This window comes from Mesorhizobium newzealandense, assembly GCF_042682145.1.
Taxonomy (GTDB): Bacteria; Pseudomonadota; Alphaproteobacteria; order Rhizobiales; family Rhizobiaceae; genus Mesorhizobium; species Mesorhizobium newzealandense.
Genome location: NZ_JBHUGZ010000012.1, coordinates 350,006 through 364,380, shown reverse-complemented (window position 1 = coordinate 364,380; position 14,375 = coordinate 350,006). Strand labels below are relative to the sequence as shown.

The window sequence follows — 14,375 nt, the reverse complement described above, 5'->3', positions numbered from 1 at the left end:
CACCTTTTCGCGTTGAGGTCTCTGCCGCATGAAGTGTCCACTTAAAATAGGTGGACACCAAATATGAGTGACGATGATCAGAAACTGCGTGTGCGGCGTGTGGGGCGCGATGGGCGACGCCGGTACGATCCGGGATCAAAGGCGCGGCTTGTTGCGGCCTGCCTTGAGCCTGGTGTGTCGATATCAGGCCTCGCGCTTGCCCATGGGGTCAATGCCAACCTTCTGCGCAAATGGGTCAAGGATGCCAGGGAGGCTTACTCCTCGGCGGTATCTGGCAGCTCGGCGTTTATCCCAGTCATCGCAGCAGACTGTAGCCTGCCTGTCGGGACCTGCTCGCTGGATATGCCGGTCGCGTGTAGTGAAGAACAACCGGCATCACTGAAGAAGACGGCCCGTCTGTCAGGTTCTTCCAAAATCAGCGCGTTGCTGCCGAACGGCGTGAAGCTTTCGCTGGAATGCGGTGATGTGGATGCGTTGACGGCGATCATTGGAGCACTGGGCCATGTTCAGACTGGGCGCTGATATCAAGGTCTACCTGCATCGCGAGCCGATCGACTTTCGCGCCGGCATAAACAGCCTTGCGGTCCTGGTGCAGGAGGTGATGGAGCTTGACCCGTTTGCGCCTGCGGTCTTTGCGTTTTGCAATCGCCGCCGCGACCGGATGAAGTTGTTGTTCTTCGATCGGTCCGGTTTTGTGATGGTCCTGAAGCGATTAACGGAAGACAAGTTTCGTTGGCCGCGCCGGGAGACGGCGGTGGTTACGCTTTCGACCGAACAGCTCCATTGGATTCTCGACGGCATCGACATCGACGCGATGGTCCGCCATCCGGTGCGGCAATACCAGATCGCCGGCTGACAGCGCTCAACGTGTGCGGTTGACGGGGCGAAACGGTTCAGATTCAAGAATCTGATGACCCGACCCGGCGAACCCACTGTTGAGGAGTTGATGGCGCGCATTGCGGCGCTGCAGGCAGAGAACCGTCAGCTCACGGAACGCGTGGTCAAGCTCGAGGAAGAGTTGGCACTGGCGCGGCTTCATCGTTTTGCGCCGAAGAGCGAAAAGCACGTGGACCGTCTCTTCAATGAAGCCGAGGTTGCCGATGAAGACGACGCCGGCGGCGGCGATGGCGAGGTCATCGACCTGCCGGACACTGGCTTTGCGTCCGCTGGAAAGCCGGAGGGAAAGAAGCGTGGCCGCAAGCCTCTACCGGAACACCTGCCGCGCGAACGCGTCGAATATGACCTTGCCGACGATCAGAAGGCCTGCCCCTGCTGCCGTCACCAGATGCATCGCATGGGTGAGGCCGTCACCGAGCAGCTTCATATCGAGGTGCAGGCAAAGGTCCTGCAGAATGTTCGGTTCAAGTATGCCTGCCGCCATTGCGATCGCACCGGCATCAACACGCCGGTTATCATCGCGCCGATGCCCGCGCAGCCCTTGCCGGGCAGCATCGCCACGGCCTCGACGCTGGCCTTTGCTCTTGTTCACAAATACGTCGACGGCACGCCGCTCTATCGTCTGGCCCAAGCCTTCGAGCGCGCCGGCGTTCCTGTCAGCCGTGGCGCACTGGGTCACTGGGTGATCGGCTCGAGCGAGAGGCATCTCTCCCACACTATGACGCGCTGAAGCTGCGGCTCAGGTCGCAGTCCCTCATCCACGGCGACGAGACGACGGTCCAGGTGCTGAAGGAAAAGGACAGGGAGGCCACCAGCACATCTTACATGTGGGCGTATCGCAGCAGCGAGGACAGTGACGAACCGATCGTTCTTCTCGATTATCAACCCGGCCGCGGCCAGATTTATCCGCAGGCCTTCCTCGGCGATTACCGCGGCATCCTGATGAGCGATGGCTATACCGCTTGGCGCACGCTGGCAGGGGCCACCCATGTTGGATGTATGGCCCATGCCAGACGTCGCTTCGTGGATGCCCTCAAGGCAAGAGAGAAAGGCGGCGGTCCGCCGGAGCAGGCGCTGAAGTTCTTTGAACAGCTCTACCGGATTGAAAAGCAAGCGCGCGACGAAAAACCGGACAAAGGTGAAACGCAGACCAGCTGCATTCGCCGCTTCCGCCAGCAACACAGCGTCCCCATCCTGAACGCCCTCAAGGTATGGCTCGACGACATCGCCCCGAAGGTCTTGCCCGATAGCAAGATCGGCGACGCCGTGTCCTACACCCTGAACCAGTGGGAATACCTGACACGCTACACAGAAGACGGCAGGATGCCGATCGACAACAACCTCCTCGAACGCGACATCCGAATCTTTGCCACCGGCAGAAAGTCCTGGCTGTTCAGCGACACCGTGGACGGAGCCAGGGCGAGCGCCGTCGTCTACAGCCTCATGCTGACATGCCGAGCTTGCGGCATCGAGCCCTTGGCTTATCTGCGCCACGTCCTCAGCGAACTGCCGCAGCGCGCAACAGATGCCGACATACAGACCTGCTGCCCTTCAACTTCGCCAAAGCCGACGCGGCCTGATCAAAAGCGACCGCAGGATACGCCCATCACATCAACCGGACCGCATCAACGTGCCAGGAAATTCGCGCTTAGTGCGGCTGCAAAGCCGATGAAAGATAGTTGATGAAAGTTCAATACGGAGAAGAAGTGGCGAATCACTCTGACCCCGAGTCATGCGGGGCACATCGCGAGGTGTGCGTCGAAGCGTTGACAGGGGAAACCGGCAGGCCGGCCATTGAGCCGCGAAATGATCAATTCGGGATGCCGACGCTGTTAAGCGAAGCGGAAGGCAACACGGTGCATGGCGTTAATCGCAAGCCATGCCCCGATCCTGCGCGGTCGGAGACCCTGTGCATGCCGGGAAGTCTTTCATACGGAAGCAGCGAGATCTCATCAGTGTCCAGTGCAAATGGACTGGATGGGACTGGGAAGGTCGCTGACCACAAGCCAGTCATCGACGCTGATGAGAAGTCGGATACACCCATAGTACCGCAGAAGTTGCCGAACAAGGGAGATGATCCTGCGGAGGCAATGGAGGGAAGGGGTGTAATCGGAGGGAACGTCTTCGAAACTCCAGCGTGCCGGACGCAGAGCCGGATCAAACACGCTTCGATGGGTATCGAGGGCGTACGGGAAGCCGCCAAACGGGACCCGAAATTGCGTTTCACGGCGCTGATGCACCACATCACTCCGACGTTATTGGTGGAGAGCTTCCATGCGCTTCGCAAGCAGGCGGCGAGCGGTGTGGACGGCGTGACGTGGTACGACTATGAGAAGATGCTCGACGGGCGTGTGCACGAATTACATCGGGAGATTCAATCCGGTGCATATCGTGCACAACCGTCCCGACGGGTCTACATTCCGAAGAATGACGGAAGACTCCGTCCCCCGGCATTGCAGCGCTGGAAGAAAAAGTCGTGCAGATGGCCGTCACCACGGTTCTGAACGCGATCTATGAGCAAGACTTCCTCGGCTTCTCATATGGGTTCCGACAAGGAAGGGGACAGCATGACGCGCTGGACGCCTTGTGGGTTGGGATCGACAAACGGAAGATCAACTGGATACTGGACGCGGATATTCGCTCGTTTTACGATGAAATCGATCACGAGTGGACGGTTCGTTTCCTGTCGCATCGAGTTGGTGACCGCAAACTGATTCGTCTGATCCACAAATGGTTGAAAGCGGGCACGATTGAGGATGGCCGCCGCGTGGCATCAACGCGAGGAACTCCTCAAGGCTCTGTAATTAGCCCCGTGCTATCGAATATCTACCTGCATTACGCATTGGATTTATGGGTCCAGCAATGGCGTACTCGAGATGCTAAAGGCGACGTGATCATTGTACGTTATGCCGACGACAGCGTGATTGGGTTCCAGTACGAAGGAGAGGCGCAGCGCTTCCTGCAAGCATTGCGGGAGCGTCTCGCTCAGTTCGGCTTGCAACTACACCCGGAAAAGACGCGGCTAATACGCTTTGGGCGGTATGCTGCGCGACAATGCCGGGAACGTGGTATCCGCAAGCCAACGACTTTCGACTTTCTGGGATTCACGCATTGCTGTGGCAGGCGGCGCAATGATGGAGGCTTCAAGATTGTCCGTCTGACGATCAAGAAGCGCATGCGCACGACGCTGGCGGCCATTCAGGAAACGCTAATGCGACGACGCCATGAACCGGTGGCAGTAGTAGGTCGGTGGCTACGGCAAGTGTTACAGGGGTATTTGAACTACCATGCGGTGCCAGACAATCTACGAAGATTGGGAGGGTTCCGCTGGGAAGTTGGTCGCGCTTGGCGACACGCTTTGATGCGTCGAAGCCAACGAAACCGGCTGTCTTGGGATCGTTTCCAAAGGCTGCTTCGCAAATACCTGCCACCATGTCGGCTGGTGCATCCGCATCCAGATGCTCGGTTCACCGTCACAACATCCGATAGGAGCCGTATGCGGTAGTGCCGCACGTACGGATCTGGCCGGGGGGCGATGGGCAACCATCGTCCCTACCGGGACCCGTTTGCCTGCGTGCTGAGGCGATCTGGCCCTCAGAACTTTTGAAGCATCGCTTGTGGGCGCTCGAGTGCCTCAATGCCCTTTGTCTCGATGAAGAACCGCCCACCCGCTTGTTTCCGCCCGAAAGGCGCTGCACCCGATTGGCCTTCGTTCTTCGTGCGCTCGACGGATCGGTTGCCGGAGCATCACATCGCGAAATCGCTGAGGCGCTGATCGGTAAAGGGCGTGTCCACGCCGACTGGAACGATCCTCGCGATCACCTGCGCGACCACATCCGCCGCGCCGTCTCTCGCGGTCGCGCGCTGATGAATGGCGAGTACCGGGACTTCCTCGTCTGAAAAAGGCGTCGCAATCCGCGCTGTGCGTCAGCCGCCGAACAGGTGCTTGCTGCCGGTCGTCACTATCCAGTTGGCGCGGTCGATATGGCTGCGAACAGCCTTGCGGGCGCGGACCGGTTCAAGGATCGGATCGATGCCGAGAATGAGATCGGCTATTTCCTCGATGCTGGCATTGTAGGCGCAAGCGTCGAGGATGCGCAGGTAAATGGTTCGATGCTGCCTGTCGTAGCTCGTGATGCTGTCTGACCAGGGCACTTCGTCGTGCAGAGTTGAGCTTCGAGTTTTATCTGTTCCCGTTGATTGATTCATGGCTGCTGCGAACCTCGCCAGTTGAGCGCTGGATCAGCAGAGCATATCCCAAACTGGGATAATCCGAAACCGGGATTAGTCGCTGAGCCGGTCTTTACCTGACCGGTTCGCCTACATGCCCAAATCTCTTCGATCGCCCCGCCACCAGAGGTTTCTGGCTCATCTCGTATCGCTGCGCAAGGCCAAAGGCCTGACCCAGGCGCAGGTTGCTGAGAAGCTTGTTCGTCCGCAATCTTTCGTGGCCAAGTACGAGGGTGGAGAGCGGCGTCTCGATGTCATTGAGTTTCTTGAGGTAACCGCGGCTCTTGACGCTGATCCCTGCGAAATTCTGTCGAGCCTCCGGTGATAGCGGGCACCCGCGCGCCTGGGCGAACTCTCCCAAGGTCGTTCAACAGATTGAGACGCCTCGCTCTACTGACCCCATCATGCGGCGACCTAGGATCAGGACCCATTAAATTGCTTGCGGAGGTGGGGATCGCTTGATTCAATGGCAGCGCGAGGAGGCGCTGCATGAGTGATCTGATCTGGTTGTCGCAGGCGCAGATGCGTCGGATTGAGCCATATTTTCCGCTGTCGCACGGCGTGCCCCGGGTGGATGATCGTCGGGTGATTAGCGGCATCATCTTCGTGATCAGGAACGGGCTGCGCTGGCGGGATGCGCCGCCGGATTACGGCCCGCCGAAGACGATCTACAACCGCTTCATCCGCTGGAGCCGGCTGGGCGTGTTCAACAAGATCTTCTCCGCGCTCGCGGCCAAGGGTGGCAGGCCCGACCAACTCATGATCGACGCCACCCACCTCAAGGCGCATCGGACAGCAGCCAGCCTTTTAAAAAAGGGCCTGTTCCCCGACGTATCGGGCGCACCAAGGGTGGATTGAACTCGAAGCTCCACGCCGTGTGCGATGGCCAGGGGCGACCGCTGATCATGTTGCTCAGCGAAGGCCAGATGAGCGATTACAAGGGCGCTGCCTTGATGCTCGGCACCTTACCCAAAGCCCAATCGCTGCTCGGCGACAAAGGTTACGACGCCGACTGGTTCCGCACCGCGCTGGCCGAGCGCGACATCACTGCCTGCATCCCCTCCAAGACCAACCGCAAAGTGCCGATCCCCCATGACAAGGCGCTCTACCGCCAGAGGCACAAGATCGAGAACATGTTCGGCAGGCTCAAGGACTGGCGGCGCATCCACACCCGCTACGATCGCTGCGCCCACACCTTCTTGTCCGCCATCTGCATCGCGGCAACCGTCATCTTCTGGCTCTGATCAATGAGTCCTGAGCCTAACGTCGACCGCGAAGAGAAGCGAGTGACCCGCGGGGCGACATAGTAGGGAAAAATATCACGACGAGGAGCTTGACCTTAACGACCCCAATCAGAGAAGCCTGCTAGAGCGGTTTTCCCTTAATCGGAGTCGTTTGTTTGCAGTGAACGGCTTGTTCTGATTCCCTGATCGAAGTGATTTGCGGAAGGAGCAGCGGCATGGCACGAGCTTACAGCCTGGATTTGCGGACGCGTGTTATCGAGGCGATAGAGGCAGGCCTGTCGACCCGAGAAGCGGCACGGCGGTTTGCCATCGGGATATCGACGTCTGGTGCATGGTATCGGGCCTGGCGTTCGAGCGGCAATCTGGAACCTGGGCGGCAGGGCAAGCCGAAGGTATCGAAGCTGGACGCGCACGAGACTTTCATTCTCGCCTTGGTCGAGACCGATGAGCGGGACATCACGCTTGCCGAGATCGTCGATCGCCTTGCGGCAGAGCGCGGGGTCAAAGCCAGCCTGACGACGGTCCATGCGTTCTTCGCAAAGCGTGGCATCACGTACAAAAAAAGACAGCGCACGCGGCCGAACAGCAGCGACCGGATGTTTTGGCAGCGCGGGAAGAGTGGTTCGAAGGCCAACTCGATCTCGATCCGAGCCGCCTGATCTTCATCGACGAAAGTGGCCTCAATACCAAGATGGCCCGGCTACGAGGCCGCTCTGCGCGTGGACAGCGTTGCCGGGCGGCTGTTCCTCATGGGCACTGGAAATCCACGACCTTCACGGCCGGCCTGCGCCTCGACGGGATCGTCGCGCCCTGGCTCCTGGACGGCGCCATGGATGGCGAAGCATTCCTGGTCTACTTGCGCCGCGTCCTCGTGCCGACGCTTCAACCCGACGATGTCGTCGTGATGGACAACCTGCCTGCTCATAAAGTGGTCGGTGTCCGCGAAATCATCGAGGCTGCGGGGGCTTCCCTTCGCTATCTTCCGCCCTACTCCCCGGACTTTAACCCCATTGAGATGGCCTTCGCCAAGCTGAAGGCTTTACTGCGAAAGGCAGCAGCCCGGTCCATCCCGGAATTATGGGACGCCGTGGCCGTCGCCATCGATCGTTTCCACCCCAAAGAATGCGAAAACCTGTTCGCCCACGCCGGCTACGATGCCTAACCGTGATTATCCAGAAACTGCTCTAGATCAGATGAGGGAACGACGCCGGGTGCAAAGCCGCGTCGATGCTCGGCACTGGAACCTTCAGCGCGACCTGCAGGAGCCGCAGCATTGGACAGAGACATTCCGCACGCCGACCTGGATGGATTATCTTCGCCTGAACCATCGCCTCACAGCACCGGACAAGGAACTGGACCAGCGTCTCCTTGAATTGCATGTGGGAGAGCTTCCACCCCGCACCAAGCTTGCGATTGTGCCTCCGACCGGCGCGGCCCGCAAACGGGATCAGTCGACCAGTTTCTTTTCCGACGGTGATCTCATGCGGGAGCAATGGGTAGGGGCAATTGCGTTCAGGACGAGCCAAGCTTTCCCGCTCGCCCCCGATCTTGCGGTCGGCCGATTGATCTTACCGCAACAACTTCGATTAAGTGTCCGCCTGGATCGGTGGAGCCCCGGCTCGGCCCGTTCCAGCGTCGGGGCTTTAGCTTGGGACAGCGTTATCAGATCATACACCGGCGACTCCGGCAGGAAGGGCCACAGGAGCGTTTACCTCGTTCACGATACTGAACCATCCGCGTCGACATCGACCGCGTAGCTCAGGCGGTCACATTGGTTGTCCTGATCGAAGGTGCCGATCCGTGGCCTGAGCGAGGTGTTTGCGGTTTCCTCGAGTTGGATGGGATTGCAGACTATGATCTGGTCCCCGGGCTGGTATGTCCGTGCGGCGGCGCCGTTCAAAACACAACATCGCGAGCCACGCTCGCCAGGGATCACATAAGTCGAAATTCGCGCTCCGGAATTCTTTTCCATATCTCGACAAATTCCATTGGTAGGATTTCGGCTGTCTCGCAGTGGGCCGGGTCCGTCGAGGAAAAGATCGCGGCCAGCGCAGTCGATCCCGAAAAGACCGTTCCTCGCAAGGAGCGCAGAGCACGCTGCCCCAGAGCCTGCCGCGGGTCGAGCGGGTGACCGAGCCCGATAGCATTGCTTGCCCCTGCGGTTGCGGCAACATGGTTTGGATCGGCGAAGATCGGACGGAACGCTCGATCAAATTCCGGCTTGCTATCAGGTGATTGTCACGATCCGCCCCAAATACGCTTGCCCCAAGGGTCGCGCGGGCGTCGTTCAGGCCAAGGCACCGGCACACCTGTTGGAAGGCAGTTGGCCGACAGAGGCGCTTCTGGCCCAAATAGCCGTGTCGAAGCATTCCGAACACATGCCGCGTAATCGTCAGGCGGCAGTCATGGCCCGACACGGAGTGCCGATCGACCGCAGGGTCCTGGCAGATTGGATGGGCCGGACGGGTGCTGTGATCGCGCCGGTCGTCGACCACATGGCCATTGTCCTGAAGCAAGGTAGCTCAAGACTCTACTGTCGATGAAACCACGGCACCAGGGTTGGATCCGACAGGGTTGGATCCGGGACGCGGCAAAACGAAAACCGGCTATCTCTGGGCTGTTTTGCGCGATGATCGCGGTTGGAACGGACCCGCTCCGGCAGGCCTGGTATTCCACGCCTGGGCGGAAAGGCGAATATGCCGCGGAGATCCTCGACGGCTTCAACGGCACGATTCAAGTTGATGCCTATGGTGGGTGCTCTCACCTGGCTACGCCAGATCGCACGGCACGCGTCTCGCGCAAGTCCGATCTCGGCGAGGCCATGGCCTATATGCTGAAACGCCAGGATGGCTTTCGGCTTTTCCTGGACGACGGCTGCGTCGACGTCGAATCAAACCTGGTCGAAAACGCCATACGCCGCCCGGCCATGAACCGCCGCAATGCTTTATTCTCGGGCCACGATGAAGGCGGACGGAATTAGGCCCGCTTTGCCAGCCTGATCGGAAGCTGCAAAATGAATGGTGTCGAGCCCTACGCCTACCTGCGAGATCTCTTCATCAGCCTCGCAAATGGCCATCTCGCTAAAGATATCGACGCCCTCATGCCAGGGCTTATGCGCAACGGACTAACGCCTTGTAATGAGCACGTCTGGGACTTCCCGACGTGCGCATAGTACTATCAGCAAGCGCACGAACTGACTGTCGCAACGGCATAATCAATGGGACAGAGACGCCGCTTACGCTGAGCGGCGCGCCATACCGGTTGACGAACAGCCGCTGTCGATGCCCGTCGTACCGACGTAGTAGTTGCGGCGCGGCGACCAGGAATATTGCCCGCAGCCGACCGGTCCGTGCGAGATATGGACCATATCCTTGACTGGACCCCACACCACGCCCTTGGAGCCGGCATAGGCGCAGCCGCGAACCGTCATCACGCCCGGAATGGACTTGATGTCTTGATGTTCGATTTGACGTCGCATTGAAAACGACCTCGCCAGCCTCGTCGCCGCTTTTTGCGACGCTGAGATGCTTTTTGCGGCGCTTCGCCGCCCTTGTCGGGATATTGCGACAGCACCTCCTCGATAAGTTTCGCATGGAGAGCCCCATCGTTCTCGTATTCCAGGCTCATGGGACCTCTTTCAAGGTTCGGGTGACGCCCCACCGACGCACCGTTCTTTGAAAGGCGCGCCAGCTCAAGGCCGCGCCCTGGTCGAACCCCACTCCAGCTCGGTCCGCGGCCACTGGCCGGTGCCGAGCCAGCCATTGTGATGGGCGAACATGGTAGCGTCCTCCTGGCTTTGTCTCTTCCCCTTCATGCAGCAACCCTGTCGGTCCCACCCATGGGTCATCAGTTCTTCCGGTAGGACGTCATGGACCGGATCGGTGCACTGAAGGAACAGGGGCGCAAGAACGCGCTTCTGATCCTGGCATCGAAGGCCGGCGAGTTGAGGTCCCTGACGATCAGCGTGGATTGAGTCCAGAAGAACTCATTGTCCTAGTCACCTGGAACCAAAGTAAGCTTCATTTGTTCGGCTTCTGTCACAAGAGCAGGAGTTTGATTCATGGTTGGCAGGCAGGCGGACCTTGTCGTTCTGAGCGACGCGGATAGAAGTTTCCTCGAATCTCAGGTGCGCCGGCATAAAGCGCCGCGGTCCTTGTCGGATCGATGCCGGATGGTCTTGCTGTGCGCGCAGGGTTTGCAAAGCAAAGACGTTGCCGAACGCCTGGGTGTTCACGAGCACACGGTTGGCAAGTGGCGCCGTCGGTTCGTTCAGGATGGTATTGAAGGGCTGACAGATGAATATCGTGCCGGTCGACCACGAACTGTCTCCGATGCCCAGGTTGCTCAGGTCGTTGAGCGTACGTTGAACACCACTCCCAAGGATGCCACGCACTGGTCGATCCGCTCGATGGCAGCCGACAGCGGCCTTTCGCATACCACCATCCGTCGGATCTGGAGCGCGTTTGGCCTGCAGCCGCATCGTGCCGAGACATTCAAGCTTTCCTCCGATCCGGTGCAGGACATCGTCGGCCTATATATGTCACCACCGGACCGGGCGATCGTGCTATGCGTGGATGAGAAATCGCAAATCCAGGCATTGGACCGCGAGCAGCCGGTTCCGCCCATGGCGCCAGGTGTCGCCGAACGGCGCACCCATACCTACGTCCGAAACGGCACGACATCCCTGTTTGCGGCGCTCGACGTTGCGACTGGCGCCGTGATCGGCCATTGCTACAAACGTCACCGGGCTACCGAATTCCTCGACTTCCTGAAGCGGATTGACGCCGAAATGCCCAATGGGCCGGACGTGCATCTGGTGATGGACAACTATGCGACCCACAAGACGCCGAGGATCAAGGCTTGGCTCGCGCGCCGTCCACACTGGCATGTTCACTTCACGCCAACGTCGGCATCCTGGATCAATCAGGTCGAGCGGTGGTTTGCAGAGCTGACGCGAAAGCAGTTGCAGCGCGGTGTACATCGTTCCACCGCAGAACTGGAAGCTGATATCGACGCCTTCATCGAAACCCACAACGAGAACCCCACCCCATACAAATGGGTCAAATCCGCCGACCAGATCCTCGCGTCGGTCAAGCGCTTCTGCCACAAGACAATGAACCGAACTTCAGATTCAGGTGACTAGACTAGATGCCGTAATGGGCCGGCCTTCGCGAGCATAGCCAGGTTGGGTGGCTGTCCCTCAGAATGATGGTGTTGAAACGGAGTCCGAGCGATCGGCTCCAAACATCATGAGAGGAACAGCCATGGAACATTATGCGGGAATCGATGTCTCTCTGGAAGAGAGCAGCGTGTGCATTGTTGACGCGACCGGAACGATCATGCGCGAGGTCAAGATCGCCAGCGAGCCGGAGGCGCTGGTCCGCTATTTCGACGAACTGGAATTGTCTGTTAGTCGCATTGGGCTCGAGGCCGGGCCATTGTCGCAATGGCTGCATGCCGGGCTTGTGGCCGCCGGACGCGATGCGGTTTTGCTGGAGACGCGGCACGTGAAGGCGGCGCTCTCGGCTATGACGGTGAAGACCGACCGGAAAGATGCACGCGGGATCGCCCAACTGCTGAGGATGGGATGGTACCGTCCGGTTCATGCCAAATCGGTGACTTGCAAGGATAGCCGAGCCCTTCTTGTTGGACGCAAGCTTCTGCAAGGCAAGCTTCTCGACGTCGAACTTAGCATCCGCGGGATCTTGCGCGGCTATGGGCTGAAGGTCGGAGAGGTCAGTCGTGGAAAGTTTGAGACGCGCATCCGGGAGCTGACAGCAGGCCACGTCACTTTGGAGACGGTGATTGGTGCGATGCTGGCGGCGCGGATGGCGTTGTGGTGCGAGTTCAGCAAGCTCCATCGCGAGATGCTGAAGATCGCGCGCGCTGATAAGGTCTGCCACAGATTGATGAGCACACCTGGCGTTGGGGCCTTGGTCGCCCTGACCTATCGCTCGGCGGTGGACGACCCGATGCGGTTTGGAAAATCCAGTACGGTCGGAGCCTACTTCGGGCTTACGCCCAAAAAATATCAATCCGGTGAGACCGATCGGGACGGTGGTGTCAGCAAGGTCGGCGACGCCATGGTGCGAACTGCGCTCTTTGAAGCTGCGCACGTCATGCTGACGCGGGCGATCCGCTTCTCGAGCCTGAAGCACTGGGCGCTCGACGTGGCCAAACGTCGGGGCATGAAGCGCGCCAAGGTGGCCCTTGCCCGCAAGTTGGGCGTCGTGCTCCATCGCATGTGGGTGGATGCGACCGACTTCCGCTGGAGCAAGGCCGCAGCGATGGCATAGGAGATAGAGCGTTCGGAGCGAGCCGAAACGGCACCGCTCTCCTGAGGTCCCGTCGCCGGGACGAGGGCTTGGCAAGGTCGTGTGTAGTGCTGTGAATGCTTCGGCAAACCACGCTTCCTAGATTGACCTGTCAGCTCTGGATCTGATGGCATAGTGTGGCGGCCTTCGCGCTGACCACGGACAGAAGCATGATCCTGGCGACGAGATATCGTTCAGAGGGGACTTGACGAACGAAGGCCCATTACAGAAGCACTACTTTGGCAGTTTAGATTCGACGGCGTCGGCGAGGAGTTTCTCACAGTGGGGGCATCGCCTGGGTGGCGGCCGTGCGAAGAGGTCGAGGATGGCCTGCCTGATGGCTGGCATGCTCGGTTGTGGCGGTGGTCCGCCGACTCTTTTTTTTCCGTCCCGCTGCTTTGAGGCGGCGGGATTGGAGAAAGGCGTAGGCGATCATGGTCATCAAGGCGTGTCTGTGTAATCCGGTCCAGGATCTACCTTCGAAGTGGTCGAGGCCGAGTTCCTCCTTCAATTGCTGATGTGCCTGCTCACAGACCCACCTGGCTTTGATCGTGGCGGCGAGCAGCTTGAGGCTCGCATCGGCCGGTAAGTTCGACACATAGTATTTCTGCTCGCCAGTCGACCGGCGTTCGCCGACGAGCCAGACCTCGTCGCCTGGCATGCATTGCATGCGATTGTCGAGCATCCGGTGCTTATGACCATCCGCAACGCGGACACGGCGAGCCGCAAAGAGGCATGTCAGCCGACCTTTAGTGCCGCGCCGCCAGCTTATCTTCTGCCATTTCTCACCAGACAGCATTACCTCGGCAGAGACCGGCGACCGGTCCGGGATGTGATATTGGCGGCGCCTGCCGGTGGTCGCGACCGGGAAGATCAGATCAACATCGGCCGGATAGACGTTTTGGCGTCGCGATAGTCCTACCGCCCACAGCAGACTGCGCTCACTCAAAGCCTGACGGAAAGGCCCGCTGGAGCCGTACCCTGAATCGGCAAGCACACAGCCAAAATGCGCACCGGAGGCGATGACGCGGTCGATCTCCTCGATCGCAATCTCCGGCTTTGTCAGAGCGGTTTGTCTATCCTTCGGCACACCGGCCCGCGCCATGCGCTCAGGATCATCGGTCCAGCTCTCGGGCAGGAAGAGCCGCAGGCCCACCATCACCGGCACCTCGCGCGAGGCCAACGTTACCGAGACCAGCGACTGACAATTGGCAGTCTTTCCGAGCGACGAAGCATATTGTGGCGCGACGCCAACCGAGTGACGTCCCTTCTTGGGCAACGCCGTGTCATCGATGACAAGAAACCCGGCATCATCGCCAACCAGACCATCTGCCTCCTTCAGCAGGGCAGCTTCGAGGGGAGCACTGTCCCAAACGCCGGCAGCGACGAAATGATGAAGCTGATCGTAGCCGACCTCGCCAGCGCGCGCCGCCATCGGCTGAACGCTCTTGCGATCTCCTGGACCAATCAGCCCGGCGATATAGGCCGGACACATCCGCGCCCTCGTCTTGTGCCGTAGCGCCGCGACAAACGGCGCGAGCCAGCGATCCAGATCGGCTTGCCAATCCACGTCCATTGATCGGCCCTCCATAAGCCGACCTCCCATGAATCACGCAAACCCTCTCTTGGGAATCACAAAAACTGCCCGTCGCTAAAAATCTGCCAAAGTAGTGCTAGGGCGGCTAAGGGC

13 protein-coding genes and 5 pseudogenes are annotated in these 14,375 nt (G+C 59.6%); 13 read left to right on the top strand and 5 right to left on the bottom strand.

The window, feature by feature from the left end:
• Positions 1–63: 63 nt before the first annotated feature.
• The 6 genes and pseudogenes from tnpA to ACFSOZ_RS18220 all read left to right on the top strand — a co-directional run bounded on the left by tnpA (position 64) and on the right by ACFSOZ_RS18220 (position 4,797).
• Positions 64–522, top strand: coding sequence for an IS66-like element accessory protein TnpA (tnpA, locus tag ACFSOZ_RS18240; RefSeq protein WP_379100305.1), 459 nt, complete (start codon positions 64–66; stop codon positions 520–522).
• The gene (gene tnpB / locus ACFSOZ_RS18235) at positions 503–856 is read left to right on the top strand and encodes an IS66 family insertion sequence element accessory protein TnpB (RefSeq protein WP_379100304.1); all 354 of its coding nucleotides are present in this window, start codon (positions 503–505) and stop codon (positions 854–856) included. Before tnpA ends, tnpB begins: the two co-directional genes overlap by 20 nt.
• A gap of 54 nt (positions 857–910) precedes the next feature.
• Positions 911–2,477 (top strand): annotated as a pseudogene (gene tnpC, locus ACFSOZ_RS18230) (IS66 family transposase).
• A gap of 102 nt (positions 2,478–2,579) precedes the next feature.
• Positions 2,580–3,401: a hypothetical protein gene (locus tag ACFSOZ_RS38770; protein WP_465264466.1), complete on the top strand. Its 822-nt coding sequence runs from the start codon at positions 2,580–2,582 to the stop codon at positions 3,399–3,401.
• Positions 3,380–4,402 carry a reverse transcriptase domain-containing protein gene (locus ACFSOZ_RS38765; protein ID WP_465264465.1) on the top strand — a complete coding sequence of 341 codons (1,023 nt, stop codon included), beginning with the start codon at positions 3,380–3,382 and terminating at the stop codon, positions 4,400–4,402. Before ACFSOZ_RS38770 ends, ACFSOZ_RS38765 begins: the two co-directional genes overlap by 22 nt.
• Positions 4,402–4,797 (top strand): DUF2285 domain-containing protein, encoded by a 396-nt coding sequence (locus ACFSOZ_RS18220; RefSeq protein WP_379100303.1) that lies wholly within the window; start codon positions 4,402–4,404, stop codon positions 4,795–4,797. The genes ACFSOZ_RS38765 and ACFSOZ_RS18220 overlap by 1 nt, the downstream gene beginning before the upstream one ends.
• A gap of 27 nt (positions 4,798–4,824) precedes the next feature.
• Here ACFSOZ_RS18220 and ACFSOZ_RS18215 read toward each other — a convergent pair whose 3' ends face one another.
• A complete protein-coding gene (locus ACFSOZ_RS18215) occupies positions 4,825–5,052 on the bottom strand; it encodes a hypothetical protein (protein WP_379100301.1) in 228 nt (75 codons plus the stop codon).
• A 169-nt stretch (positions 5,053–5,221) separates the two neighbouring features.
• On the opposite strand from ACFSOZ_RS18215, the gene ACFSOZ_RS18210 reads away from it, so the two are divergent.
• From ACFSOZ_RS18210 to ACFSOZ_RS18195, 4 genes and pseudogenes are all read left to right on the top strand, one after another.
• Positions 5,222–5,452 (top strand): helix-turn-helix domain-containing protein, encoded by a 231-nt coding sequence (locus tag ACFSOZ_RS18210; protein WP_379100299.1) that lies wholly within the window; start codon positions 5,222–5,224, stop codon positions 5,450–5,452.
• A gap of 164 nt (positions 5,453–5,616) precedes the next feature.
• Positions 5,617–6,371 (top strand): IS5 family transposase gene (locus tag ACFSOZ_RS18205; protein WP_378922006.1). Its coding sequence is split into 2 segments (ribosomal slippage): positions 5,617–5,950 and positions 5,950–6,371, totalling 756 coding nucleotides; the frame shifts between segments, so codons are not numbered across the junction.
• Positions 6,372–6,586: 215 nt separating this feature from the next.
• A protein-coding gene (locus ACFSOZ_RS18200) for an IS630 family transposase (protein WP_417568608.1) occupies positions 6,587–7,533 on the top strand; the annotation gives its coding sequence in 2 pieces (ribosomal slippage) (positions 6,587–6,928 and positions 6,931–7,533; 945 coding nt in all).
• A gap of 19 nt (positions 7,534–7,552) precedes the next feature.
• Positions 7,553–7,816 (top strand): annotated as a pseudogene (locus ACFSOZ_RS18195) (MFS transporter); the annotation flags it as partial.
• 272 nt (positions 7,817–8,088) lie between these two features.
• On the opposite strand, the pseudogene ACFSOZ_RS18190 reads toward ACFSOZ_RS18195, so the two are convergent.
• A pseudogene (locus ACFSOZ_RS18190) lies at positions 8,089–8,453 on the bottom strand (aspartate 1-decarboxylase).
• Between ACFSOZ_RS18190 and tnpC (ACFSOZ_RS18185) the strand changes: the two are divergent.
• Positions 8,395–9,543, top strand: a pseudogene (tnpC, locus tag ACFSOZ_RS18185) (IS66 family transposase); the annotation flags it as partial. The pseudogenes ACFSOZ_RS18190 and tnpC (ACFSOZ_RS18185) overlap by 59 nt on opposite strands.
• Before the next feature lie 102 nt (positions 9,544–9,645).
• Here the strand turns inward: tnpC (ACFSOZ_RS18185) and ACFSOZ_RS18180 are convergent.
• Both ACFSOZ_RS18180 and ACFSOZ_RS18175 read right to left on the bottom strand, forming a co-directional pair.
• Positions 9,646–9,998: pseudogene (locus tag ACFSOZ_RS18180) on the bottom strand (nitrogenase component 1); the annotation flags it as partial.
• Positions 9,999–10,062: 64 nt separating this feature from the next.
• Positions 10,063–10,185: a hypothetical protein gene (locus ACFSOZ_RS18175; RefSeq protein WP_379100297.1), complete on the bottom strand. Its 123-nt coding sequence runs from the start codon at positions 10,183–10,185 to the stop codon at positions 10,063–10,065.
• A 246-nt stretch (positions 10,186–10,431) separates the two neighbouring features.
• Between ACFSOZ_RS18175 and ACFSOZ_RS18170 the strand changes: the two genes are divergently transcribed.
• Positions 10,432–11,514 carry an IS630 family transposase gene (locus tag ACFSOZ_RS18170; RefSeq protein ID WP_379100295.1) on the top strand — a complete coding sequence of 361 codons (1,083 nt, stop codon included), beginning with the start codon at positions 10,432–10,434 and terminating at the stop codon, positions 11,512–11,514.
• A 121-nt stretch (positions 11,515–11,635) separates the two neighbouring features.
• Positions 11,636–12,667 carry an IS110 family RNA-guided transposase gene (locus ACFSOZ_RS18165; protein WP_378976780.1) on the top strand — a complete coding sequence of 344 codons (1,032 nt, stop codon included), beginning with the start codon at positions 11,636–11,638 and terminating at the stop codon, positions 12,665–12,667.
• Positions 12,668–12,962: 295 nt separating this feature from the next.
• On the opposite strand, the gene ACFSOZ_RS18160 is transcribed toward ACFSOZ_RS18165, so the two are convergent.
• Positions 12,963–14,261 (bottom strand): IS701 family transposase, encoded by a 1,299-nt coding sequence (locus ACFSOZ_RS18160; RefSeq protein ID WP_379100293.1) that lies wholly within the window; start codon positions 14,259–14,261, stop codon positions 12,963–12,965.
• Positions 14,262–14,375 lie beyond the last annotated feature (114 nt).